The sequence below is a fragment of the Chryseobacterium edaphi genome, assembly GCF_025628985.1.
GTDB classification, from domain to species: domain Bacteria; phylum Bacteroidota; class Bacteroidia; order Flavobacteriales; family Weeksellaceae; genus Chryseobacterium; species Chryseobacterium edaphi.
The window spans coordinates 1,572,474-1,597,197 of sequence record NZ_JAOTEM010000001.1 but is presented as its reverse complement, the minus strand read 5'-3'; the positions used below and the strand labels follow the sequence as shown (position 1 = coordinate 1,597,197).

Below are 24,724 nucleotides of genomic sequence, written 5' to 3'. Positions count from 1 at the left end.
TTTGATATTTTTTATATTTTTGACCAACGTCTTCTTTTGAGAAATTAAAGTAAGAGTTACAAATGACTAACACATTTGATTTGTACAAGATAAAATTAAACTATATGAAGCAAACTAATTTAAAGTATTCTTGTCTGATTGCAGTTCTCTACTTCGGTATGAACGTCAACGGACAAACGACTCCACAAGATACACTGCCAAAAGAGCAGAAGATTGAGGAAGTAGTGATGATTGGGTATGGAACAAGAAAGGCAGTAGATAATACGACTGCAATAAGCTCTTTAAAAGCAGATGAAGTTTCTAAAACAAAGGTTTTAAATGCAACACAAGCAATTCAGGGAAAGATTGCTGGTGTACAAGTAACTGCGTCCGATTTACCGGGTTCTACTCCTACTGTTTTTATTAGAGGCTTAGGTACTGTAGCATCTAAAAGATCACCATTATATGTGGTTGACGGACTTTTTGTGGAAAATCTGAATAATATCAACACAAATGATATTCTTTCTTATGACGTTTTAAAGGATGCTTCGGCACTTGCAATTTATGGTAATAGAGGCGCTAATGGTGTGATTATCATTACTACTAAAAGCGGCAGGGGCAAAGGTCTAAATGTTGAATATGATGGCTTTATTGGGGTTAGAAACCCACTAAGAAAGGTAAAGATGGCTGGTAGTAATCTTTTTAGTTATTATAATAATATTGCTTTGCAAACTACGAAATTCTCTCAGGATCAACCTGTGAATACTGATTGGTTTGATGAAATAACAAGAACCGGTATTTACAATCAACACAATGTTAGTTTGTCTGGATCGTCAGATAAAGCAAAATATTTTTTAAGTCTAAATAATTATGATGAAAAATCTATTTTGAAAGGAAGTGACTATAATAGAGCAACTGTTCGAACAAATAACGAATTTAGAATTGCAAAAGGAATTATTGTTTCTCAGAATTTAAGTGTAGCTTTTACCAATACAACTCCAAAACCACTTGGTGCTTTTACAACTGCTTACAGGCAGTCTCCAATTGTCCCGGTTCGTTTTGCTGATGGGCAGTATGGTGTTTCAATAGTTGGGCAAGATGGTTTTGCATCTCCAATAGGAACTGGAAGATTTAATGATCAAGGAAATCCTTTAGCTCAACTTGAATTAAATAATGAAAGACAAAAAGCTATGCAGTTACAAGGCGGTATAAAGCTAGATGCCGATATTGTAAAAGGTTTAAAACTAACATCACAGTTTAGTGGAGAGTACTATCATTACAAAAATTATGCATTTGATAATGGTGTAAGATTAATTGGTCAGCCAGCCGCATCTTTCACAAACCAATTAACTAATAATAATGAGGATTATTTTAATTGGCAATTGACAAACTATTTGACATACAATAAAGTATTTGCAGATGTTCATAATGTAGAAATAACCGCAGGTACAGAAACTACATTCAAGTCTGGTTATAATAGGTTAAGATATGTTCGACAAGGACTTTCCGGAAACAGCAGCTATTGGAATTTACAGGATTTAGATTATGTAGCGAATGGAAGCTTAAAGAATTTTTTTAGTTCAGATGAGAATGAAAATAGAACAGTTTCATATTTCGGTCGAGCACAATATAAATTGATGAATAGATATCTACTTACGGCAACAATCCGTAGAGATGGGTCATCACAATTTGCTGAAGGAAAAAAATGGGGTAACTTTCCATCTTTTGGTGCGGGTTGGATAGTTTCTGAGGAAAGCTTCTTAAAAGATAATAATATCATTAATCTCTTAAAAATTAGAGGAGGCTGGGGAAGATTAGGTAATCAGGATGTGTCATTAAATGTACCGACTTTAGCATCAGGAGGTGAAGGTTATAATTATTCGTTTGGTGGAACATTAAATTCGAATGGAACCACGAATAATCAATTGTTAGATCCTAATTTGGGGTGGGAAATCACAGAAGAAACAAGTGGAGGAATTGATTTCGCATTTTTAGATAGCAGACTATCTGGATCGGTAGACCTATATAATAAGATTACCAAGAATATAGTATTGGCTTCTCTACCTCCGGGTCCTGCAGGAATTGGAATATCAGGTTTCTCACATTTAGGTCAGGTCTCAAATAAAGGAGTCGAAATTAGTTTAGGATGGCAGGACAAAGTAGGTGAAAATTTTAGTTATGCAATCAATGGTAACTACTCTTACAACAAAAACAATTTGGATAAAGTTTTTGCAAATGTAAATATTATCCAAGGTGGAAGCCTAGGAAATGGTGAGTGGACTAAATATTTTGGGGAATTAGCAGTTGATCAACCGCTAGGCAGCTTCTATCTTTGGGAAGCAAATGGTTACGATGCCAATGGGAATATAGCATTTGTAGATACTAATGGCAATGGAATAACAGGAAAACAAGATGCAACCGACCGAAAGTTTTTTGGTTCTTATATTCCGAAATCTACATTAGGGATAAATATTGATTTACGTTACAAGAATGTTGACTTAGCCATTAATGGATTTGGAGCATTTGGTCACAGTGTTTATAACGGTAAAAAAGCTCAGAGAATATCTGGTGACAATATTGAATACGATGTTGCAACAAATTTTTGGACACCTAGCAATATGAGTGCTCAAAATCCGGTGCCATCAGCAGGCATTCCTGCAGCATCCACCTATTTTCTGGAATCAGGAGATTTTTTTAGAGTTAACAATATAACCTTAGGATATAATTTTGCAAAACCTGTGGAGCACATCTCTTCTCTAAGATTTTATGTAAGTGCTATTAATCCATTTATTTGGCAAAAGTTTTCAGGATTTACACCGGAGTTAAATGCAAACGGTAATCCTTATGAATTAGCTGGCGTTGAATTGGATGCATACCCATCACTTCGTTCTTTCGTTTTTGGAGTTAATATCAAATTTTAATCAGTAAACATTATGAAAAAATCAATTATAGCTTTATCATTATTATCACTATCATTTCTTACGCAGAATTGTAGTAGTGATTACTTAGATACGTCACCAACACAACAGATTGCTCTAGAAGACTTACTTAATGAGTATAATAATAATGCTGGAGCAGAAAGTTTTGTATCAGCAATCTATGGAAAATATCTTGATTGGAATATAAGTTCTTTTGCATGGATCGGTATAAGCAGTATAACATCTGATGATGCAGATAAAGGCTCTTCGGCTGGAGATGCTGGATCTGACAAGGATGTTTTAGATGCTTTGACATTTAGTGCAACAAGTCCATCATTTAATGATGTGTGGGAAGGTCACTATCAAGCTATCAATAGATCGAACCAGGCGTTGAAATACTTACCTTTATTAGACAAAGCTGATGCATCCCTCCGAAGCAGATTGGAAGGTGAGGCAAAGTTTCTTCGAGCTTTCTCATATTTTATTTTAGTACGTAGTTACGGTGATGTTCCTTTGGTTAACAGAGTTTTTGAAAATACTGATGAAGATCGAATGATGGTTTTTACAAGAAAATCTAAAGCCGAAATTTATGCTTTTATCGAGAGTGATTTGCAAGCAGCAATCGCTGCATTGCCCCAAAAGTCTGCATATAGTGGTAATAATGTGGGAAGGGCTTCAAAGGGTGCAGCTTATGCTTTACTAGCGAAAGTCGCACTATATCAAAAAAAATGGCAGCAAGTTATTGACAATTGTAATCAGGTAAACGGTTATTCTTTAACTCCAAACTTCCAAGATATTTATAAAGTTTCTGGCGAGAACAATGCAGAATCTATTTTTGAAATCCAAGGAAAAGGTGGGCCGGGTCAGCCAGGTATCAAGCAGTATTCTCAGGTACAAGGTGCAAGAGGTGCTGGTGGTTGGGGATGGGGCTTTAACACTCCATCACAAAGCCTAGTTAATGCCTATAATTCTGAAGGCGATACAGAAAGAAGAGATGCGACTATTATTATTAAACCTACAATCTTGTATGACGGAAGAGTAGTTCCTGCAACGGTAGAAAATAATTATTACAACGGTAAGGCTTACTCATCTGCTTTTACAGGTGATGAATTTTCAGATGCTAATATTCGTTATTTAAGATATTCTGAGGTCTTATTAATGAAAGCTGAAGCTATGAATGAGCTAGGACAAACTTCAAATGCTGCGACATATCTTAACTTAGTCCGAAATAGAGCTGGTTTAGGAGATACTACTGCAGTATCTCAAGCAGATATGAGGACAGCGATTTATAAAGAAAGAAGATTAGAACTTGCTATGGAGCATGATCGTTGGTTTGATCTTGTAAGGACTGGGCAAGCGCAGGCTGCTATGGCCGCTAACGGTAAAACATTTAAAGTAGGAACTCATGAGGTGTTTCCTGTTCCAAATAAGTTTATACTTGAAGCTAAAGGTCTTGCTTCGCAAAATTTAGGTTATTAATACAAATAGAAAAAATATGAAATCGTACAAAAAATTGAAATACGTTGGCTCTGCATTGATGCTCAGTACAATATTGTTAAGCTGCGAAGATAGCATTGATAAAGATAATCCACCAGTTCCTTACGCCGAAATTGGCGGGTATGCGAACTCAGACGAAATTGCTTCGAGTAGTCTAGTTGCAAAGCTTAGTTTTGAAAATAATCTCACAGACGCCAAAAATAATATAACCGATGGCATGCCAACAAATATTGCTTATGTTGCTGGAGTAAAAGGTAACGCATATGACGGTTCCAGCTCACAAATGAGATACGCAATAGGGAATGCCACGACTGCAATCACTAATTTGAATAGCTTCACTTTAAGTTTTTGGATGAAAAGCGCAAATACTGTTGATCCGGTCATTCCAGGTCAAGGAAAAGGTGCACAAGGAATCTTTAGCATAGTAAGGCCAACAGAATTTTGGGGAGGTATAAATGTTTTTTTAGAAAATCCAGATAGTTCAAAGCCTGATAGATTACGATTAAAGTTAGGTGTTGAAAATGGAAGACCAGGTGTTTCATGGAAAGGACAAAATGTAATAATGAATATTGATGGCCAGAAAAATAACTGGGTGCATATTACAATGTCTTATAATGCGATAACGAGCAGAGTAAGCTGTTATGTAAATGGTGAGCCTGCAAGTAATTTAGTTGGTTTTGCTTATGCACCTGCTGCAGGGTTACAAGGTTCTGCACCTTGGTATGCAAGTGATCCGGGAGATATTAATAATTCAGGAGGCGCTGCTCAGGGTTACGGACAGTTACAGATGGTAGGAACTAATGGCAAAGTTGTTTTTGGATCTCATCAGTTTGAGACTATGCCACCGTTAAATAATGGTTCACAACAAGACTGGGCAACGAGTTTTGCAGGTCAGCTTGATGAATTTCGAATATATAACACAGCTCTATCGAACGGCGATGTCATCGCTCTATATAAGTTAGAAAAAGATAATAGATAATCTCAAAAGAGCCCTTATCGGGCTCTTTTTTTATATATTTGAATATGAAAAAGTTTACAGCAGCAATATTTTTTTTAGGATTAATTGTTACTTCGTGCTCATCCGAAGATAGCACACCAAGTGCAGGTACGCCTATTGGCGGTGGCGGTGGAATAGAAGTTCCAAACAATTATACCGACACCCAACTCATCGAAATGGTTCAGAAAGATGCATTAAAGTATTTTTGGGATTATGCGGAAAGCAATTCAAAACTGGCGAGAGAAAGATATCATACCGATAATCCGGGACAAGATGCTAACGTTGTTTCGGCGGGAGGATCTGGTTTTGGATTGATGACAATTTTGGTAGGAATCAAAAATGGCTATGTTGCAAGGGCGGAAGCAGTTTCAAGACTTACGACAGCACTTAATTTTCTTCAGAATGCAAACAGATTTCACGGAGCATGGCCACATTGGATGAATGGTACCAACGGACAGGTAATTCCTTTCAGTCCACAAGACGATGGAGGAGATTTAGTTGAAACAGCTTTTTTATCTCAAGGTCTTATTTGTGTACGAGAATACTTTAAAAATTCTACAGACTCTTCGGAGCTTGCTTTATCTCAAAAAGCAGATAGTCTTTTCAAAGGAATCGAATGGAATTGGTATACTAAAGGTGAAAATACATTATACTGGCATTGGTCTCCAAATTTCAGTTTTCAAATGAATATGCAATTGAAAGGTTTTGACGAAACTTTAATCACTTATGTAATGGCAGCAGCTTCACCCACTTCTACGATTACAAAACCGGTTTATCAGCAAGGTTGGGCGCGAAGTGGTGCAATTGCAAACGCTGGATCACAATATGGTTTCCCTCTAACTGTCAGTCATAATGGAGCTGCAAATACAGTAGGACCAATGTTTTGGTCACATTATTCATTCATGGGGCTAGATCCACGGGGTTTAACAGATGATTATGTAAATTATGGCAATGCAACAACCAATCACGCCAAAATTATGTATCAGTATTCTGTAACTAATCCAAAAGGATGGCAAGGTTATAATTCAAAAAGTTGGGGATTAACGGCCAGTTATTCTCGAAATACAGATGGTTCTACAGGATATTCGGCACATCAGCCTAACAATGATTTAGGAGTAATATCACCAACAGCAGCACTTTCAAGTATGCCATATACGCCAACAGAAAGTATGAATATGCTGCGGTTTTTGTACAATGAAAATTATACTAAATATATCGGTGTTGCAGGACCATATGACGCATATTCAATTCATTATAATTGGGTGACTCCAAGATATTTGGCGATCGATCAGGGAACAATCGCACCAATGATAGAAAATCATAAATCTCAGTTTTTGTGGCAGTTATTTATGAATGCTCCAGATGTAAAACAGGGTCTTATTAAATTAGGATTTCACTCTACGCAGTACGGATTTTAATCTACTACTTTGCTAAAGTTTAAAATCTTTAGCAAAGTTTTTTTAATAAAATTTAAAATGAAAAAATTCGCACTCACAGGAGTCTTAGTCTTAACATTATTTTCCTGCAAAACACCTTCAAATTCTCACAGTAGTACAGCAATCACTGTAAAAAACAATATTTCAGACGAACAACTACTTGACAAAGTCCAAAAAGATGCTTTAAAATATTTCTGGGATTACGCAGAACCCAATTCAAAATTAGGAAGAGAACGCTATCACGAAGACGATATCTATCCGGATAATGATAAACACGTTATTACAACGGGTGGATCAGGGTTTGGTTTAGCAACAATATTAGTCGGGGTAGAAAGAGGTTTTGTTCCAAGAAAAGATGCGGTAAAGCGATTGACCACAATGATGGATTTTCTTGCAAAAGCAGATCGTCATAAAGGAGCTTGGTCGCATTGGATTAATGGAGAAACAGGAAAAACAGTTCCTTTCGGTAAAAAAGATAATGGCGGAGATTTGGTAGAAACAGCATTTTTAACTTCAGGGATTTTAATGGTTCGTGAATATTTTAAAAACGGAAATGTTGAAGAAAAAGCATTAGCAAAAAAATGTGATGAACTTTGGAAAGGAATTCAGTGGAACTGGTACACAAAAGGAGGCGAAAAAGTTCTATATTGGCATTGGTCACCTGAATATCAATGGGAAATGAATTTTCCATTACAAGGTTATAACGAATGCTTGATTACTTATATTTTAGCTGCTTCATCACCTACTTATTCCATCGATGCCGAAACGTATTACAAAGGCTGGACAAGAAACGGAACTTACCTTTCAGACAAAGAAAAATACGGACTTCCAATGTATGTAAAGCACAATGGAGCCGAAGAATACGGGGGTCCATTATTTTGGACGCAATATTCTTACATCGGTTTAGATCCGACCAATTTATCAGATAAATTAATTAAAAATTACTTTGATTTAAATAAAAATCAGGTTTTAATTGATTACAAATACTGTCTTGAAAATCCAAAACAATGGAAAGGTTACGGACCAAATTATTGGGGATTAACCGCAAGTTATTCAAGAAATAAAGACGGAAGTGTAGGTTACGACGCTCATTTTCCACAAAATGATCATGGGATAATTACTCCGACTGCGGCTTTGAGCAGTTTTCCGTATTCACCGAAAGAATCAATGGATTTTTTGAGATTTATTTACACTCAAAAACCAGAATTTATCGGTTCTGCAGGACCTTACGACGCAACTTCAATCAATTATAACAATTGGACAACGCCTCGGTACTTAGCGATCGATCAGGGTACAATTGCTCCAATGATTGAAAATTACAGAACAGGATTTTTATGGAAATTATTTATGAATGCTCCTGAAATCCAACAAGGATTAAAGAAATTAAGTTTTCAGTCACCTAAATACGGAATAAAATAAATTTCTAAATTAAACAGTCAATGAAATTTAAACTAAAATATGCTTTTCTACTACCTCTTTTATTTTCAATGAGTGCAAATGCTCAGGAAATAAGAGGAGAATTAAATAAAGAAGTTAAAAGACAGGAAAAAATATCCTACATCTTGGATTACCCTCAAAATGCAAAAGGAAAAAATGTTCCTCTGATAGTCTTTCTTCATGGTTCCGGCGAAAGAGGAACTAATCTTGAAATTGTAAAGGCTCATAGTCCTTTCACCTATAAAAATCTGATCAAGGAACCTGTCGCAATCTTGGCACCTCAGTGTCCTGAAAATATGTGGTGGGATACGGTGACGATTTATAATTTAATTAAGGAAATTCAGTCAAAATATAAAGTTGACGCTTCCAGAATTTATCTTACCGGACTTTCAATGGGAGGTTGGGGAACATTAAAATTGGCAATGGAGCATCCTGAAATGTTTGCGGCAGTGGTATCAGTTTGTGCACCGACAGATAGAGTGATGTATGCAAACATCGATCAATACAAGAAGTTAAATATGAAAATTTTTCATGGCGGAATGGATGATGTAGTTTTACCTGAAAATGCTTTAAATTTTTATCAAGCATTACACCCAATCAATCCGACGGCGGAATTGACAATTTTTCCAAATGACAACCACAATTCATGGGATTCTACCTACTCAAATCCTAAATTATATGAATGGATGTTGTCAAAAAGAAAAGATAAATAATTCATTTAAATTAATAATAATGATTAATAACTTTGTGATCTTAGCTAAGTGAAACGCCTTTGCGATCTTAAAAACATAACAATTGTTAAAGAAAATCTTTGCGACTTTGCGTTTAAAATAAATCGTTATTAAAAAATTTTTTAAAAAAAAGAAACTATAATTTAAGAAGATAGATTTATGAAAAAGTTAATTGTAATTGCAACTTTAGCACTTGCTCCGATGTTTTCGGCGCAGGAAATGGTAACGAAGCCCGTTCAATCTTATCAGACGGCTCAATATCAGGCTAAAAAGAAAGCTTTTGTAGATAATCTTTTGTCGAAAATGACTTTAGATGAAAAAATCGGGCAACTGAATTTACCAAGTTCAGGCGATTTTACTACAGGTTTGGCAAAAAGTTCCGATATCGGAAAAAAAGTTGAACAGGGTTTAGTCGGTGGACTATTCAATATAAAAGGGGCAGATAAAATCAGAGCCGTTCAGAAAGTTGCCGTTGAAAACAGCCGTCTGAAAATTCCTTTGATTTTCGGGATGGACGTAATCCACGGTTATGAAACCACTTTCCCGATTCCATTAGGTTTAGCTGCTTCTTGGGACATGAATTTGGTTCAGCAGTCGGCACGAGTTGCGGCAAAAGAGGCTTCTTCTGATGGGATCAACTGGACGTATTCTCCAATGGTGGATATTTCCCGCGAACCAAGATGGGGAAGGGTTTCCGAGGGTTCTGGTGAAGATCCGTATTTAGGAAGTGAAATCGCTAAAAATATGGTTTACGGTTACCAAGGAAAAGATTTATCTGTTGGTAATACAATTTTAGCTTGCGTAAAGCATTTTGCATTGTACGGAGCAGGTGAAGCGGGTAGAGATTACAATACGGTTGACATGAGTCACGTAAGAATGTTCAATGAATATTTTCCACCTTATAAAGCGGCTGTTGACGCAGGTGTTGCTTCTGTGATGGCTTCTTTCAATGAAGTTGATGGGATTCCTGCGACAGGAAACAGATGGCTTCAAACGGAAGTTTTAAGAAATAAATGGAACTTCAAAGGTTTTGTTGTTACAGATTACACCGGAATCAATGAAATGGTTGACCACGGAATGGGAGATCTTCAGCAGGTTTCAGCTTTAGCTTTAAAAGCAGGAATCGATATGGATATGGTGGGTGAAGGATTTTTAACAACACTTAAAAAGTCTTTATCGGAAGGGAAAGTGACTCAGGCTGAAATCGATATGGCTGCAAAAAGAATTCTTGAAGCTAAATATGACTTAGGTTTGTTTACAGATCCTTACAAATATGGAGATGCGAAATTGGCGGCAAAAGAAGTGTACAGCATGGAAAATAGAAATATTGCAAGAAATGCTGCGGCTCAGTCAATGGTATTAATGAAAAACGACAATCAGGTTCTTCCGTTGAAAAAATCAGGAACGGTAGCTGTGATCGGACCATTGGTGAATAATTCATTGAACATGGCAGGAACTTGGAGCGTTGCTGCAAAACATGATCAAGCGGTTAATTTAATGCAGGGTCTTCAGGCGAATTTCGGAAAAGAAGTGAAATTCGTTTCTGCGAAAGGTGCAAACATCGATTATGATGCAAAATTAGAAGATATTTATGCAGCTCACGGTAAAAAAACTGACAGAGACAGCCGTTCCAAAGAAGCTTTATTAAAAGAAGCAATTGACATTGCCAACAAATCAGACGTTATTATTTTAGCGATCGGAGAATCTGCAGAAATGAGTGGAGAATCTTCATCAAGAACGGAGATTACAATTCCTCAGTCTCAGGTTGATTTATTAAACGAATTAAAAAAGACGGGAAAACCAATCGCAATGGTGCTTTTCACAGGTCGTCCGTTAGCTCTGAAGAATGTAAAAGATACACCTGATGCGATTTTAAATGTCTGGTTTGCTGGTTCAGAAGCCGGAAATGCCATTTCTGACGTTCTTTTTGGAAAAGTGAACCCTTCCGGAAAACTGCCGATGACCTTCCCAAGAAGTTTAGGACAGGTTCCGATTTATTATAATGCTAAAAATACAGGTCGTCCTTTAGACCAGAAATTGGTTGATAAATGTGAATATCAAAGATTCCGCTCAAACTATATGGATGAATGTAATACACCGTTGTATCCGTTTGGTTACGGATTGAGTTACACGAAATTCAATTATTCAGAGGTTACGGTTTCTAATGCAAATCCAAAAGGAAATCAAACGATTCAAGCTTCTGTAACTGTTACGAATTCTGGAAATTACGATGGAGCAGAAGTTGTTCAATTATATATCAGAGATATGGTCGGAAGCATCACAAGACCGGTAAAAGAATTGAAAGGATTCCAAAAAGTAATGCTGAAAAAAGGAGAATCTAAAAAAATTACTTTCGACATTACTCCGGAAAATTTAAAATTCTACAACGGAGATTTAAAATATGATTGGGAATCGGGAGATTTTGATATCATGATCGGTACAAATTCCGAGGAGGTAAAACATGCAAAAATCAACTGGACAAAATAATATTCATAAGCCATTCAAAATGAATGGCTTTTTTAATGAATAAAAAGTAAATTGGTGAATCTTATTTTTTTATTATAAATTTGTTTTGTAAGACATAAATAATTAAAATATGAAAAAAGTAATTTTATTTGGCGTAATGTTTTTGGGTTCTCTGACTTTCGCACAAAAAGTAGGTGGAGACAAAGACGTTCATGGTTGTATTGCTTCTGCAGGTTACACTTATTCACAAATCAGAAATACATGTGTAAGGGTTTTTGAGCAAAAAATTAAATTAAACCAGGTGAACTCTGATAAAAGTTATACTTCGATGACGGCTGTAATTTTTAGTAAAAACATGAAAAAAGCTGAGATTTTTATTCCAGATGGCGCAGCAAAGAGTATTATCCTTACAAGACAGGGAAAAGGAAAGATATGGAAGAGTGGAAGTAATATTAAAGAAAGTTATGTTTTAACCCCTTTTAAAAAAACTCGCTATCAGATTAAAAAAGATAACGTTATTATTTATCAATAAATACAAAATATACGAAGCCATTCTCCAAGAATGGCTTTTTAGTTTTCTGAAAAATTTGATTTAATAAGATAAGCATAATAAAAATCTGAAATCTTGTAAAATTTACCATTCTCAATTCCCTATTAAGTTTGCAATTCGTTATTTTTGTTAAAATTAAATGTATGAGGAAAGCAATTTTACTCGCAACTGTCGGTTTGGGACTTTTGTCCTGCACTACGCAAAACATCAGAAAAAATATGGATTTACCTACGGAATGGAAACATACTACCAACATTTATGAAGTCAATCTAAGACAATATACTCAGGAAGGCACCTTCAAAGCATTTGAAAAAGAAATGCCTCGACTGAAAAATATGGGTGTGAAAACACTGTGGTTTATGCCCGTTACTCCAATTGCCCAACTCAATAAAAAAGGAAGTTTAGGAAGTCAGTATGCTGCTGCAGATTACACATCGATCAATCCGGAATTCGGTACCATGGATGAGTTTAAACATATGGTCAACGAAGCGCACCGGTTGGGCTTTAAAGTGATTATCGACTGGGTGGCCAATCACACCGGCTGGGATCATGTATGGACAAAAACTCATCCTGAATTTTATTTAAAAGATCCCGACGGAAGTTTTCACAAAGCTTCAGGAATGGATGATATCATCGAACTGGATTATAAAAACAGGGAGATGAGAAAGGAAATGATCGATGCAATGAAATTCTGGGTAAGAGAAACAGGCATCGACGGTTTCAGATGTGATTTGGCTTCATGGGTTGAAGTCGATTTCTGGATAGAAGCAAGACCTGAAGTGGAAAAAATAAAACCTCTTTTCTTTATAGGCGAATACGACGAACTGGAAAATCCGGATTACGGTAAAGTTTTCGACGCAAGTTATTCCTGGAAATGGATGCACAAATCTGAAGATTATTACAAAAAGAGCGAGGCGATTAGTGAATTGACAGATTTGCTCAAAAAATATGCAGCGATTGGAGATGCATCTATGAGAGCATGGTTTACAACAAATCACGACGAAAACTCGTGGAACGGAACAGAATTCGAGAAATACGGTGATATTACGAAGCCAATGGCTGTTTTCTCTGCCACATGGAACGGGATTCCACTGCTGTATTCCGGTCAGGAGCTTCCCAATATGAAGAGATTGGAGTTCTTCGAAAAAGACGTCATCGAGTGGAATGGAAAATACGATATGGCCGACTTCTATAAAACCCTTTTAAGTTTAAAATCATCAAATCCAGCTTTGAGAGGTGGAGATTCTGCAGTTTCAACTTATCTTCTGAACACAACTGCCAATGATAAAATTCTGGCATACGTAAGAAAGAATGGGAAAGATGAGGTTTTAGTGGTTTTAAATTTTTCAAAGGAGCCCGTAAATTTCACCATTCAGGATGAAAATGTAACTGGGACTTTCAAAAATGTTTTTGACAAAACAAAGAGAGATTTCAGTGAAGGAAAAGATTTTAATTTTAAAGTTTCTGATTTTGCTGTTTTTGAAAAATAAGGTGTAACTTTAATGTTATCTTAAAATATCAATAGGAGCGGGCAACCCTGCCAGCGTTTCAAACGCTGGCAGGGTTACGTTCTGACAAGCAATTTTTGAATAATTTAGGTTTAGAAATATTATTATCATGTTATTAGATAATATTGAAGAAAGTTACTTTTACCATATTTATAACAGAGGAAACAATGGAGGAAATATTTTTTTTGATTCAGAAAATTATAGATACTTTCTTAAACTTTTAGCAAAATATGTAATTCCGGTAGCTGATATCTATTGTTACTGCCTTATGAAAAATCATTTTCATTTATTGATTAAGGCGAAAAATGCAGACGATATCAATAATAGCGATCTAAGTTACACAACTGTGGAAACTCCTATGTTTGTAAGTGCATCAAAACAATTTTCTCACATGTTCAACGCATACGCTCAGGCGATTAACAAAAGATATTCGAGAAGTGGTAGTCTTTTTGAAAAACCGTTTGAAAGAAAAAGGATTGTTGACGAAGACTATCTTAGACAGGTAATCTTATATATTCACAATAATCCTGTTCATCATGGGTTTTGTGCTTATGCTGATGATTATCAATGGAGTTCATATCTTTCAATACTGTCGCCTTCAACTTCGAGATTAAAAAGAAAAGAAGTCATTGATCTGTTTGATACGAAAGAGAATTTCATTTATTGTCATAAAAATTATGATGATTTAAATTTACGATTCTAAACACAACCCTGCCAGCGTTTAAAACGCTGGCAGGGTTTCGGTACTGCCATATGAAAAAAGAAGAAATACTAAACATTCTCAAAAACAAAATCTCAGAAAAAATTCTGACTTTCGAAAATCTTATCGCTGAAACCCGCGCCTCCAGCAACGACACCAAAAGTTCGATGGGAGATAAATATGAAACCGGCCGCGAAATGCTGCAGCAGGAAATCAATAATCTGCAAGTTCAGCTGAATGAAGTCTTAAAACAGAGAGATTTTCTTAAAAGTTTATCTACAAAGCCATCTGTAAAGGCGGAAAAAGGAGCGCTGGTAAAAACGGATAGAGGACTTTTCTACATTTCGGTTTCTCTGTCAAATATTGATTTAGACGGGAATAAAATTTTCTGCATTTCCCCAGATTCACCTTTGGCAAAAGTTCTGGAAGGAAGATCAGAATCGGAAAACATCAGTTTGAATAATGTCACCCATAAAATCTTAACAATTTTTTAAGCCTGAAATCTAATAATTCTCAAAATCAAATCGTTGATAGATTTCGGAATCTTTTTTGAATAAATTTCCAGAAAAACTTTAATAAAAGTTTAATGTTTTAAAAAGAAACAATGAACGGGAATTATCGTAAATTTAATTATTCAAATATTAATCAAAATTTTATCAAATGGGAATTTTAGACAATAAAGTAGCTCTTGTAACAGGAGCAGGCTCAGGAATCGGATTGGCAATCGCCGAGTCTTATGCAAAAGAAGGAGCAAAAGTTATCGTTAGTGATATCAATGAAGAACATGGCAAACAGGCTGTGGAAAAAATCAAATCTGAAGGCGGTGAAGCATCATTTGTAAAAGCAGATACGTCAAAGGCAGAAGAAGTAGAAGCACTTATTAAATCAACGGTTGAAATCTATGGAAAATTGGATATTGCGTGTAATAACGCGGGAATCGGAGGCGAACAGAAACTGACCGGAGAATATGGTCTTGACAGTTGGAGAAAAGTACTGAACGTTAATTTAGATGGTGTCTTCTACGGTTGCAAATATCAACTGGAGCAGATGGAGAAAAACGGTGGCGGAGTGATTGTGAATATCGCATCAATCCACGGAACAGTGGCAGCACCGCTTTCTTCGGCATATACAGCATCAAAACATGCAGTTGTTGGTTTGACGAAGAATATCGGTGCAGAATACGGACAGAAAAATATCCGTTGTAATGCTGTAGGTCCTGCTTATATTGAAACACCTCTGTTAGAAAGTGCAAGTGGAGATATGAAGGAGGCTTTGGTTGCAAAACATCCAATGGGAAGACTTGGGACATCGCAGGAAGTTGCTGAGTTAGTCTTATTTTTGAGCTCAGACAAAGCATCATTTATGACTGGTGGATATTACCTTGTTGACGGTGGTTATACTGCAGTTTAAATTTAATTTATATAGTACAATCCAGACAGGTTTCAATGAAGCCTGTTTTTTTTATTTAGATATTTTAATCTGCAGAATCTAAATAGTTTTCTGTGGAACTAGCTCTGTTTTCAGGCTCTTGGCATTCTCCGTTAAGTGAAAAATTAAATTCGGTTTAAATATTTAACTGCACTGACAGTCAAATTATTATATTTGTGTAGCGGACAGTTATTGTCACTATTTTTAAAAACTAAAACTTATTACCATGAAAAAATCAATAACATTGGGCGTTTTGCTACTGAGTGTATGGTTCTTTGGTCAGTACAAATATCCCGAAACGAAAAAAGAACTGGTTTCCGATACTTATTTCGGGAAAAAAGTTGAAGATTCCTACCGCTGGCTGGAAGATATCAAAGATCCAAAAGTTCTGGATTGGTTCAAGGGCCAGGAAAACTTCACCAATGCCCAGCTTTCAAAAATCCCGAATCAGAACAAGATCATTCAGGAACTCAAAGAGCTCGACAAAATTATTGCTGTAAAATATATTCCCGCTGCCATTGAAGGCGGAAAATACTTTTATAAGAAGAGATTGCCGGATGAATCTGTACTCAAACTCTATTACAGACAAAGCAAGAACGGAAAAGAAGTTCTTCTGTTTGATCCCCAAAATTACATAGCAGGAAAAGTGATGGATTATGCCGTGAGTGTAAGTCATGATGGCAGCAGATTGGTTTTTAATCTTAGCGAAGTGGGATCGGAATTGGGTGATGTGAAAATCATGGATGTAGCAACCGGAAAGTTTCTTCCTGATGTCATCCCGCACAGCAACGGCGGTTTTGTTGACGGCAGCAATACAGAAATCATGTACGGTGAAGCAAAAAGTTATGATACCCACGATCCCGAAGTCTGGTTAAATTCAAAAACAAAACTTCATGTTCTCGGCACCGACAATTCAAAAGATCTTCTGCTGGCAAGTGCGAAAAAATATCCTGATCTCAATATTCTCCCGTCGGAATATCCGGATATGTATATTTCTAAAAATTCTCCCTATATTTTTCTAAGTAAAGCAACGGTTGAAAATTATAAGGAAATGTTTTACGCACCCGCTTCAGAATTGAAAAAAGAACGCATCAACTGGAAACCATTCTGCACAAAAAAAGATGAAATCTGGAATTTTTTTGTGAAGGGTGATGATGTTTATCTTTTAACTACAAAAGGAAATTCTAAATTCAGACTGGTAAAAACCTCGCTTTCGAAACTCGATTTTGCAAATGCCAAAGAAGTAGCATCCGGAGATAAAGAATGGAAGCTGTCCTCTGTCACACAATCGAAAGATTATCTGGTTTATTTTAAAACTAAAAATGAATTGGTTGTAGAACCGTTTTATTATGATTTAAAAACTGGAAAAACAACGAAAATAGAAACGCCTTTGAAGGGAAATGTAGAAGCGACGGCACTTTCAAAGAATTCAAACGAGTTGACGCTCATCAATGTCGGCTGGAATTTACCGATCAATTTTTACACTTACGATGTTGATTCGAAAAACTTTTCCAAAGGACCTTTCAGCATGGATATCAATTTTCCGAATCTTGAAAATATTGTTTTTGAGGAAATTGAAGTTCCTTCCCACGATGGTGCAATGGTTCCGCTGAGCATTATGTATGATAAAACCAAACTGAAAAAAGACGGCAGCAACATCGCATTCATGCAGGGTTACGGCGCATACGGGATGTCTTCTACACCTTATTTTTCAACCAGATATTTACCGTTACTGAATCGCGGTGTTGTTTTGGCATTTGCCCATATCCGCGGTGGTGGAGAAAAAGGTCGGGATTGGTATCTTGCCGGTAAGAAGGTTACAAAACCCAACACGTGGAAAGATTTCAATGCCTGCGCAGAATATTTGATTAAAAATAAATATTCCTCATCAGATAAATTCGGAATTTCGGGAGCAAGCGCCGGTGGAATTCTGATTGGAAGAGCGATTACAGAACGTCCCGATCTTTATAAAGTTGCCATTCCGAAAGTAGGCTGTCTGAATGCTTTGAGAATGGAATTTTCACCAAACGGCCCCGGAAATATCCCTGAATTTGGAACCGTAAAAGACGAAACAGAATTTAAGGCTTTATGGGAAATGGATGCCTTTCATCATATTGAAAAAGGAACAAAATATCCTGCCCAGCTGATCACGACAGGTTTTAATGATTCCCGCGTAGAAAGCTATATCCCTGCAAAATTTGCGGCTAAGATGCAGGATGAGAATGCATCAAAAAATCCTGTTCTTCTTTATGTAGATTATAAAGCAGGGCATTTCGGTGGAAGTACGGTTGATGAACAGTTTGTTCAGGTGGCCAGAGAATATTCTTTTCTGCTGTGGCAATGTGGTGATAAAGATTTTCAAATGAAGTAAAATAACAGCAATTTGTTTTTTGAATAAAGTCACGCAACTTATCTGCATGATTTTTCATAAATTTGAGCCCAATATTATTCTCCAGAAATGCAAAATTACCACGAATTACTTCAGCATATTTTAGACAACGGAACCGATAAAACCGACAGAACAGGAACGGGAACACGAAGCGTTTTCGGATACCAGCTGCGTTATGATCTGTCAAAAGGATTTCCTTTGGTTACAACCAAAAAGGTTCATTTAAAATCGATTATTTACGAATTGCTGTGGTTTCTGAAAGGTGATACCAATATCAAATATCTTACGGATAACGGAGTTTCTATCTGGAATGAATGGGCTGATGAAAATGGTGATTTAGGTCCTGTTTACGGTGCGCAGTGGAGAAGCTGGACTGGTGCAGACGGAAAAGTGGTAGATCAGTTTGCTGACGTAATCGACCAGATCAAAAAAAATCCGGATTCTAGAAGACTCATCGTTTCTGCGTGGAATGCTGCTGAAATTCCAAATATGGCTTTAGCGCCTTGTCACGCTTTGTTTCAGTTTTATGTTGCGGATGGTAAACTTTCACTTCAGCTGTATCAAAGAAGTGCAGATGTTTTTCTGGGAGTTCCTTTCAATATTGCAAGTTATGCTTTGCTTTTGATGATGGTGGCGCAGGTTTGTGATTTGAAAGTGGGAGATTATGTACACTCTTTCGGGGACGTTCATATCTATAACAATCATTTTGAGCAGGTTAAAAAACAGCTTTCAAGAGAAACAAGACCTCTACCTACCATGAAGCTAAATCCTGAGATTAAAGATATTTTTAATTTTAATTTCGAAGATTTTACTTTGGAAAATTATGATCCTCATCCGGGAATTAAAGCTCCGGTTGCCATTTAATTTTTAGTAATAATTCATTAACTTTGATGTAAATTCAGGAATTATGGAAATTAAAATCAGCTTAGACGAATATGCAGATGTTCCTTTTATCAAAAAACTTTTATCGCAAATAAAAGGGATTACGAGTTTTGAACTTTCCGAAAATGATAAGACTGATTCTTGGAAAGAAATTGAGAAATCTGATGAATTTAAAAAATTAATCGAACAAAGTCGTAATGAAATCAAAAATGAAGAATATGTGGAATATTCTGATAAATTAATAGATTCCATTTTTAAAAAGTAATGAAAATAGTATTTTCAATTACCGCGATTGAAAGTCTTAAACAAATCATAGATTTTCTAAACGAACGTTGGACTCATAAGGAACTTAAATTATTCAATAAAGACTTGGAAAAATTAATTGAGTCATTTAATGATCAATTAATTTCATATCAAACTATAGATTCAGATAAGAAATTACAATTTGCACTGTTAGGAAAAAAACAAGTTAAGGTATATTTTAAAATGAAAGAAGATTTTATAGAAATTTTGTTATTTCTTCCTTCAAAGAGTAATCCTGAAAATATCCAAAAACTATTAAATAAATAATTTAAAAGTGAAGCCTAAAAACTTCACTTTTTTTTGTAACTATTTCTTATTAAATACTACTTATCAAGCATGAAATCAATTAAAATTACTTTAGAACAAAATGTTGATGCAGAGAGTTTAAAACAAGTTCTGTTGCAGATCAAAGGCGTTGCTTCAATTGAAATCATCGATGAAGAAAATCCTGAAAGCGAACTTAAAAAAGCTTTCGCTAAAACTAAAGAACAGCTCAAAAAAGGTGATTACGAAACTTTAGTTAATGATATTTTCGACATCATTACAAAAAATAATTCTAAAAAATAATAAGAAGAAAAGAAATGAAGAAAGTCATTTTATCTATCGCAATATTGGGAGCTTTGTTTTCCGGAAATGTATCTGCGCAAACCGAAACTTCGGGCAGAGAAAAAGTCTATAGAGCGACACCTGCAAAAGTCACAGAGCTTAAACATACCAAACTAAAAGTCAGCTTCGATTATCAGAAAGAGCAGATGAATGGGGAAGAATGGTTAACTGCCTCGCCTTATTTCTATGCGACAAACGAGTTGATTCTGGATGCAAAAGGAATGTTGATTCACGAAGTTGCTTTGGATAATAATGGAAAAAAATCTCCTTTAAAATATGACTACAAAAATGATGTTTTAAAAATTTCTTTGGATAAAACCTATCAAAAAAATCAGGATTATACGGTTTACATCAAATACACGGCTCGTCCGAATGAAGTGAAACAGACAGGAAGCATGGCAATCAGCGATGCAAAAGGTCTTTATTTCATCAATGCTCAAGGAACGGATCCTGACAAACCAACACAAATCTGGACGCAAGGTGAAACAGAATCATCTTCTGCATGGTTCCCGACAATTGATAAGTCAATTCAAAAAACAACTCAGGAAATTTTCATGACCGTTCCTGATAAATATGTTACGCTTTCAAATGGGATTTTAAAAGATTCTCAAAAAGAATCGAATGGCTTAAGAACCGATCATTGGGTGATGGATAAAAGACATTCTACCTACCTTTTCTTCATGGGAGTTGGTGAATATGCGATTGTAAAAGATAAATGGAAAAATATTCCGGTAGATTATTATATCGAAAAGGAATACGAACCTTATGCAAAACAGATCTACGGAAACACTCCGGAAATGATTGAGTTTTTCTCCAAAAAATTGGGTTACGATTATCCGTGGGCGAAATATGCACAGATTTCTGGTAGAGATTATGTAAGTGGAGCAATGGAGAATACAACTGCAACGCTTCACGGAAGCGATATTTTACAAAAGCCTGGACAGTTAATCGATGAAAATAAGTGGGAAGATACTATTGCTCATGAATTATTTCATCATTGGTTTGGAGATTTAGTAACTGCCGAAAGCTGGAGTAATTTAACCGTAAATGAATCTTTTGCCAACTACTCAGAATACCTTTGGAACGAGTACAAATACGGAAAAGATCAGGCAGATTATCACCAGATGGAAGATGTAGATCATTACATTCACAATCCTTCAGATTTCAAAAAAGATTTGGTGAGATTTGATTATGATTCTCGCGAAGATGTTTTTGATCTGGTGACGTATCAGAAAGGTGGCGGAATTCTTCACATGTTGAGAAATTACTTAGGTGACGAAGCATTTTTTGCCGGAATGAATGACTATTTAAAAACCTACGAATACAAAAATGCTGAAGCTCATCAATTGAGATTATCATTCGAAAAAGTTTCAGGAAAAGATTTAAACTGGTTCTTTAATCAATGGTATTTTGGAAGCGGACATCCAAAATTGAATTATTCTTACACTTTTGAGCCGGTAAAAAAACAAGTGACTGTAATAGTAAATCAATCTCAGGAATTGCCGTTTGAATTTCCTTTGACTATTGATGTTTACGACAACGGAAAAGCAAAAAGACAACAGGTTTGGGTAAATGCAGCTGCAAAAAATACATTCAGTTTTGATGTTTCAAAAAATCCTGATTTAGTGAATATCAATGCAGACGGAATTTTGGTTGCGGACATTACTGAAACAAAAACTCCTGAGCAAAATCTGATTCAGTTTACGGGATCTAAAGAATTTAAAAGCAGATACAACGCTCTAAATGCAATTAAAGATCAAGTAGGAAAAAATCCGGCAGCTACAAAATTACTGTCTGCAGCATTGAAAGATCCTTATTTCAGAATGAGACAGAAAGCTTTGGAATTAATAGATTTATCAAATGCCGAACAACTTAAAGCTTTAGGAGCAGATGTTGAAAAATTAGCTTCAAATGATCCTAAAACTTTGGTTCAGGGTGCAGCGATTGCAGCGTTAGCAAAAACAAAAGATAAAAAATACCTTCCGGTTTTTGAGAAAGGAGTTAACGCAGTTTCAAATTCTGTAAAAGCAAATTCTGTGGCGGCAGTTCTGGCTGCAGATCCATCAAAAGCAAATACTTTGGCAGATAAAATTGATTTGCAGGGTGCTTCTGATGAGTTATTGAGCCAAATGTTGCCGATTATTGTTAAAAACAAAGTGACTTCGCAAATGTCAAATATTGCTCAGTTAGTTGCTTTCTATCCTTTTCTTAAATTCCAAAATCCTGAATTGGGGAAATCTGCGGAAGAAGGGTATAACTGGATTATGACTTCTGATAATCTAAAAGCAACAGAAAGCATTACCAAAATTTTAGGACAGGCAAAAGGACAAATGGGAGAAAATCCTCAGGTAAAAATGATGATTTCTCAAATGTTGAAAGATGGTTTAACGAAAAAAATGGAACTTCTGAAACAAAATCCTCAAAAAGCCTCAAGTATCAATCCACAGATTGATGCCATCAACAAAGCAATTGAAAATTTCAAGTAGTAAATCATTATATATTTTTTTTAAGCATCTCTTTCTCGGAGGTGCTTTTGTGTTTAACATATTTAAAAACTGTTGATTAGAGAAACTTTGCTGTCTTAGCTGAGTGAAATCAAAAGATTCGATGAAGACAAACGCCTTTGCGAACTTAGAAACACTTAGTAGTTTAAAAAAGTCTTAGCGAACATTGCGTTAAAAATAATTTTCGCAAAACAATAAGTAATTAAATTAATAATTTCTCAAAATTAAGATGGTAATGAGTTTCTTAGATGTAATTTCAAATTGTATAAAATTATCAAAATAAAGAAAACATTGTGATCTTAGCTAGTGGAACGCCTTTGCGAACTCAAAAACAGTTAGTAGTGAAAAAATCTTAGCGAACTCTGCGTTAAAAATATCAAATTAATCCAACCTTAATAAATCCTCAAAAATTTAGACGATAATAAAGTTTTTTTTACATAATCTTTTATAAATTCGTTTTAAAATTAAAACAATTATGAGTTTTGGAATTGAGGCAGCGAGTTACTATATGCCATCTTTGTATTTGGAAATTAAAGACTTAGCAGAAAAAAGAGGAATAGAACCCGCAAAATTAGAAAAAGGTTTAGGACTACATAAAATGGGTTTTCCCGATGTACATGAAGATGCTGCCACTTTCGCTGCGGAAGCTTTGTTAAAATTAATCAAAGATTACAATATCAATCCAAAAGACATTTCAAGAATATATTTAGGGACAGAAAGCGCAATCGATGCCGCAAAACCGACTGCTTCCTACGCAATGCAGATGGTAGAAAAGGTTTTGGAATCAGAATTTGGAGAAAGATGCTTCAAAAACTGCGATGTAGTGGATCTGATTTTTGCCTGTATTGGAGCAGTAGATGCACTTCACAACTCTCTGGATTTTGTAAGGGTAAATCCGGATAAAAAAGCTGTAGTCATTGCAAGCGATTATGCAAAATACGAGTTAGCTTCTTCAGGTGAATATACGCAAGGTGGAGGAGCGGTTTCTCTGTTGATTTCTGCAAAACCCGATCTTTTGGAAATTGAAAATGAATGGGGAGTTGCAACTGAAAGTGTTTTTGATTTTTTCAAACCGAGACGTCATTTCAAAAAAGAAGATTTAACAAATGCTTCAGAAAATTTTCCTGATAAGATTGAAATTTTTACAGATGAGCCGGTTTTTGACGGACAGTATTCTAACCAGTGTTATCAGGATAGAATCCGAGAAGCTTATGAACATTATAAAGAAGTTTCAGGAAAGGAAAAACCTTATCAAGATTGGAAATATCTGATTTTTCATCTTCCTTATGCATTTCATGGGAAGAGAGTTTTTACTGAAATTTACAGTTTAGAAAATAATTTAAATTACTCAACTCCTGACGAACAAAAAGCGGTTGCAAAATCTGAAGATTATCTAAAATTTATCAACGATAAAATTGAAAAAACGCAACGAGCATCTTCAGAAATCGGAAATATGTACACTGCTTCAATTTTCATGGCGTTACTATCTGCATTGCAGGTTTCATTTGACGAAAATGAAGAATTGGCTGGAAAAGAAGTTGGTTTTTTAGGGTACGGAAGCGGCTCAAAATCAAAAGTTTTTGCAGGAAAAATATCTGAAAACTGGAAAAGTGTAGTTGAAAAATGGAATTTGTTTGAAATACTGAATGATCGTTTAGCTATTGACTTCGATACCTACGAAAAACTGCACAGAAAACAATTGGAACACTCTGTAAAATCTGACTACTCAGGTTTTGGATTACAATCTGTAGAATTGGAAAACCCCGTTTTATTGGGAGCGAGATATTACGGTTATAAAGATTAAAAATTTTGAAAGCATCTCATTTGAGGTGCTTTTTTGATTTAATACAATTTACCTCGATTATTTAAAATAATTATAAATACTATGATAGTAAATAAGAAAATGGACAAATTCCAAATCAAATTTCCTTTTTTAGTCATTTTAATTCCGAACAAAAACTCTATTATTTTTTCTGGAGCAAACATTGTTTTAAAATCAATTAATAAGTTATATTATTATTCTGATAATTTTTTGGAGTCACTCCAACTAACTGCTTAAAAACTCTCGTAAAATAATTCGTATCAAAAAAACCAGTCTGGAAGGAAGTATCCTTGATGTCGTTGTTAAATGCTAAAGTTTTTTTAAGCGAAATCTGCCATTAGAAAAACATTTACAGTACATTGCTAATAAAATTTAAAAATTAAAAAGATGTCATGGAAAGTCAACAATTTAGTGATAGCTTTTAAACTGATTATTTTTTGAAGCAATAAAATTTAATTCTCTTTCAAAATCATATTTTCCTTTCTTGATATTTCTTTTCAGAGTAAAATAATGAGTTACAGCTCCAATCAATGGAATTATCATTATAAAAGACATATCAGAACTGGCTTGG

The 24,724-nt window shown here is 35.4% G+C and carries 20 protein-coding genes; 19 read left to right on the top strand and 1 reads right to left on the bottom strand.

Annotation, left to right across the window (positions count from 1 at the left end):
* The first annotated feature begins 62 nt into the window (after positions 1–62).
* From NZ698_RS07440 to NZ698_RS07350, 19 genes are all read left to right on the top strand, one after another.
* Positions 63–2,900, top strand: a complete 2,838-nt coding sequence (locus tag NZ698_RS07440) for a SusC/RagA family TonB-linked outer membrane protein (protein ID WP_263002443.1) — start codon at positions 63–65, stop codon at positions 2,898–2,900.
* Between the two features lie 12 nt (positions 2,901–2,912).
* The gene (locus NZ698_RS07435; protein WP_263002442.1) at positions 2,913–4,376 is read left to right on the top strand and encodes a RagB/SusD family nutrient uptake outer membrane protein; all 1,464 of its coding nucleotides are present in this window, start codon (positions 2,913–2,915) and stop codon (positions 4,374–4,376) included.
* A gap of 16 nt (positions 4,377–4,392) precedes the next feature.
* The gene (locus tag NZ698_RS07430) at positions 4,393–5,373 is read left to right on the top strand and encodes a LamG-like jellyroll fold domain-containing protein (RefSeq protein ID WP_263002441.1); all 981 of its coding nucleotides are present in this window, start codon (positions 4,393–4,395) and stop codon (positions 5,371–5,373) included.
* Positions 5,374–5,417: 44 nt separating this feature from the next.
* Positions 5,418–6,809 carry a glucoamylase family protein gene (locus NZ698_RS07425; protein ID WP_263002440.1) on the top strand — a complete coding sequence of 464 codons (1,392 nt, stop codon included), beginning with the start codon at positions 5,418–5,420 and terminating at the stop codon, positions 6,807–6,809.
* 57 nt (positions 6,810–6,866) lie between these two features.
* On the top strand, positions 6,867–8,246 hold the full coding sequence (locus tag NZ698_RS07420; protein WP_263002439.1) for a glucoamylase family protein: 1,380 nt from the start codon (positions 6,867–6,869) through the stop codon (positions 8,244–8,246).
* A gap of 20 nt (positions 8,247–8,266) precedes the next feature.
* Positions 8,267–8,977: a carboxylesterase family protein gene (locus NZ698_RS07415; RefSeq protein WP_263002438.1), complete on the top strand. Its 711-nt coding sequence runs from the start codon at positions 8,267–8,269 to the stop codon at positions 8,975–8,977.
* A gap of 177 nt (positions 8,978–9,154) precedes the next feature.
* Positions 9,155–11,482: a beta-glucosidase BglX gene (gene bglX, locus NZ698_RS07410; protein ID WP_263002437.1), complete on the top strand. Its 2,328-nt coding sequence runs from the start codon at positions 9,155–9,157 to the stop codon at positions 11,480–11,482.
* A gap of 109 nt (positions 11,483–11,591) precedes the next feature.
* Complete coding sequence (locus tag NZ698_RS07405) at positions 11,592–11,993, top strand: hypothetical protein (protein ID WP_263002436.1); 402 nt, start codon at positions 11,592–11,594, stop codon at positions 11,991–11,993.
* 161 nt (positions 11,994–12,154) lie between these two features.
* Positions 12,155–13,501 (top strand): alpha-amylase family glycosyl hydrolase, encoded by a 1,347-nt coding sequence (locus NZ698_RS07400; protein ID WP_263002435.1) that lies wholly within the window; start codon positions 12,155–12,157, stop codon positions 13,499–13,501.
* 127 nt (positions 13,502–13,628) lie between these two features.
* Entirely contained in the window at positions 13,629–14,222 is a 594-nt protein-coding gene (locus NZ698_RS07395) for a transposase (RefSeq protein WP_263002434.1), read from the top strand.
* A 50-nt stretch (positions 14,223–14,272) separates the two neighbouring features.
* On the top strand, positions 14,273–14,713 hold the full coding sequence (locus NZ698_RS07390; RefSeq protein ID WP_263002433.1) for a hypothetical protein: 441 nt from the start codon (positions 14,273–14,275) through the stop codon (positions 14,711–14,713).
* A gap of 166 nt (positions 14,714–14,879) precedes the next feature.
* Entirely contained in the window at positions 14,880–15,629 is a 750-nt protein-coding gene (locus NZ698_RS07385) for an SDR family NAD(P)-dependent oxidoreductase (protein ID WP_263002432.1), read from the top strand.
* Positions 15,630–15,873: 244 nt separating this feature from the next.
* Positions 15,874–18,018 carry a prolyl oligopeptidase family serine peptidase gene (locus tag NZ698_RS07380; RefSeq protein ID WP_263002431.1) on the top strand — a complete coding sequence of 715 codons (2,145 nt, stop codon included), beginning with the start codon at positions 15,874–15,876 and terminating at the stop codon, positions 18,016–18,018.
* A gap of 87 nt (positions 18,019–18,105) precedes the next feature.
* Positions 18,106–18,900 (top strand): thymidylate synthase, encoded by a 795-nt coding sequence (locus NZ698_RS07375; RefSeq protein WP_263002430.1) that lies wholly within the window; start codon positions 18,106–18,108, stop codon positions 18,898–18,900.
* Between the two features lie 43 nt (positions 18,901–18,943).
* On the top strand, positions 18,944–19,183 hold the full coding sequence (locus NZ698_RS07370) for a hypothetical protein (protein WP_263002429.1): 240 nt from the start codon (positions 18,944–18,946) through the stop codon (positions 19,181–19,183).
* On the top strand, positions 19,183–19,488 hold the full coding sequence (locus tag NZ698_RS07365) for a hypothetical protein (RefSeq protein WP_263002428.1): 306 nt from the start codon (positions 19,183–19,185) through the stop codon (positions 19,486–19,488). Before NZ698_RS07370 ends, NZ698_RS07365 begins: the two co-directional genes overlap by 1 nt.
* A 69-nt stretch (positions 19,489–19,557) precedes the next feature.
* Positions 19,558–19,788 carry a hypothetical protein gene (locus NZ698_RS07360; protein WP_263002427.1) on the top strand — a complete coding sequence of 77 codons (231 nt, stop codon included), beginning with the start codon at positions 19,558–19,560 and terminating at the stop codon, positions 19,786–19,788.
* A 14-nt stretch (positions 19,789–19,802) separates the two neighbouring features.
* Positions 19,803–22,313, top strand: coding sequence for a M1 family metallopeptidase (locus NZ698_RS07355; protein WP_263002426.1), 2,511 nt, complete (start codon positions 19,803–19,805; stop codon positions 22,311–22,313).
* Positions 22,314–22,806: 493 nt separating this feature from the next.
* Positions 22,807–24,135, top strand: coding sequence for a hydroxymethylglutaryl-CoA synthase family protein (locus NZ698_RS07350; protein WP_263002425.1), 1,329 nt, complete (start codon positions 22,807–22,809; stop codon positions 24,133–24,135).
* A 196-nt stretch (positions 24,136–24,331) separates the two neighbouring features.
* On the opposite strand, the gene NZ698_RS07345 is transcribed toward NZ698_RS07350, so the two are convergent.
* Positions 24,332–24,484, bottom strand: a complete 153-nt coding sequence (locus tag NZ698_RS07345) for an AraC family transcriptional regulator (RefSeq protein WP_263002613.1) — start codon at positions 24,482–24,484, stop codon at positions 24,332–24,334.
* Between the last annotated feature and the right edge of the window lie 240 nt (positions 24,485–24,724).

Bases quoted from the DNA above. Each gene is read 5' to 3' on its own strand.
- NZ698_RS07440 (WP_263002443.1), top strand. From the start codon at position 63: ATGACTAACACATTTGATTTGTACAAGATAAAATTAAACTATATGAAG.
- NZ698_RS07435 (WP_263002442.1), top strand. From the start codon at position 2,913: ATGAAAAAATCAATTATAGCTTTATCATTATTATCACTATCATTTCTT.
- NZ698_RS07430 (WP_263002441.1), top strand. From the start codon at position 4,393: ATGAAATCGTACAAAAAATTGAAATACGTTGGCTCTGCATTGATGCTC.
- NZ698_RS07425 (WP_263002440.1), top strand. From the start codon at position 5,418: ATGAAAAAGTTTACAGCAGCAATATTTTTTTTAGGATTAATTGTTACT.
- NZ698_RS07420 (WP_263002439.1), top strand. From the start codon at position 6,867: ATGAAAAAATTCGCACTCACAGGAGTCTTAGTCTTAACATTATTTTCC.
- NZ698_RS07415 (WP_263002438.1), top strand. From the start codon at position 8,267: ATGAAATTTAAACTAAAATATGCTTTTCTACTACCTCTTTTATTTTCA.
- bglX (WP_263002437.1), top strand. From the start codon at position 9,155: ATGAAAAAGTTAATTGTAATTGCAACTTTAGCACTTGCTCCGATGTTT.
- NZ698_RS07405 (WP_263002436.1), top strand. From the start codon at position 11,592: ATGAAAAAAGTAATTTTATTTGGCGTAATGTTTTTGGGTTCTCTGACT.
- NZ698_RS07400 (WP_263002435.1), top strand. From the start codon at position 12,155: ATGAGGAAAGCAATTTTACTCGCAACTGTCGGTTTGGGACTTTTGTCC.
- NZ698_RS07395 (WP_263002434.1), top strand. From the start codon at position 13,629: ATGTTATTAGATAATATTGAAGAAAGTTACTTTTACCATATTTATAAC.
- NZ698_RS07390 (WP_263002433.1), top strand. From the start codon at position 14,273: ATGAAAAAAGAAGAAATACTAAACATTCTCAAAAACAAAATCTCAGAA.
- NZ698_RS07385 (WP_263002432.1), top strand. From the start codon at position 14,880: ATGGGAATTTTAGACAATAAAGTAGCTCTTGTAACAGGAGCAGGCTCA.
- NZ698_RS07380 (WP_263002431.1), top strand. From the start codon at position 15,874: ATGAAAAAATCAATAACATTGGGCGTTTTGCTACTGAGTGTATGGTTC.
- NZ698_RS07375 (WP_263002430.1), top strand. From the start codon at position 18,106: ATGCAAAATTACCACGAATTACTTCAGCATATTTTAGACAACGGAACC.
- NZ698_RS07370 (WP_263002429.1), top strand. From the start codon at position 18,944: ATGGAAATTAAAATCAGCTTAGACGAATATGCAGATGTTCCTTTTATC.
- NZ698_RS07365 (WP_263002428.1), top strand. From the start codon at position 19,183: ATGAAAATAGTATTTTCAATTACCGCGATTGAAAGTCTTAAACAAATC.
- NZ698_RS07360 (WP_263002427.1), top strand. From the start codon at position 19,558: ATGAAATCAATTAAAATTACTTTAGAACAAAATGTTGATGCAGAGAGT.
- NZ698_RS07355 (WP_263002426.1), top strand. From the start codon at position 19,803: ATGAAGAAAGTCATTTTATCTATCGCAATATTGGGAGCTTTGTTTTCC.
- NZ698_RS07350 (WP_263002425.1), top strand. From the start codon at position 22,807: ATGAGTTTTGGAATTGAGGCAGCGAGTTACTATATGCCATCTTTGTAT.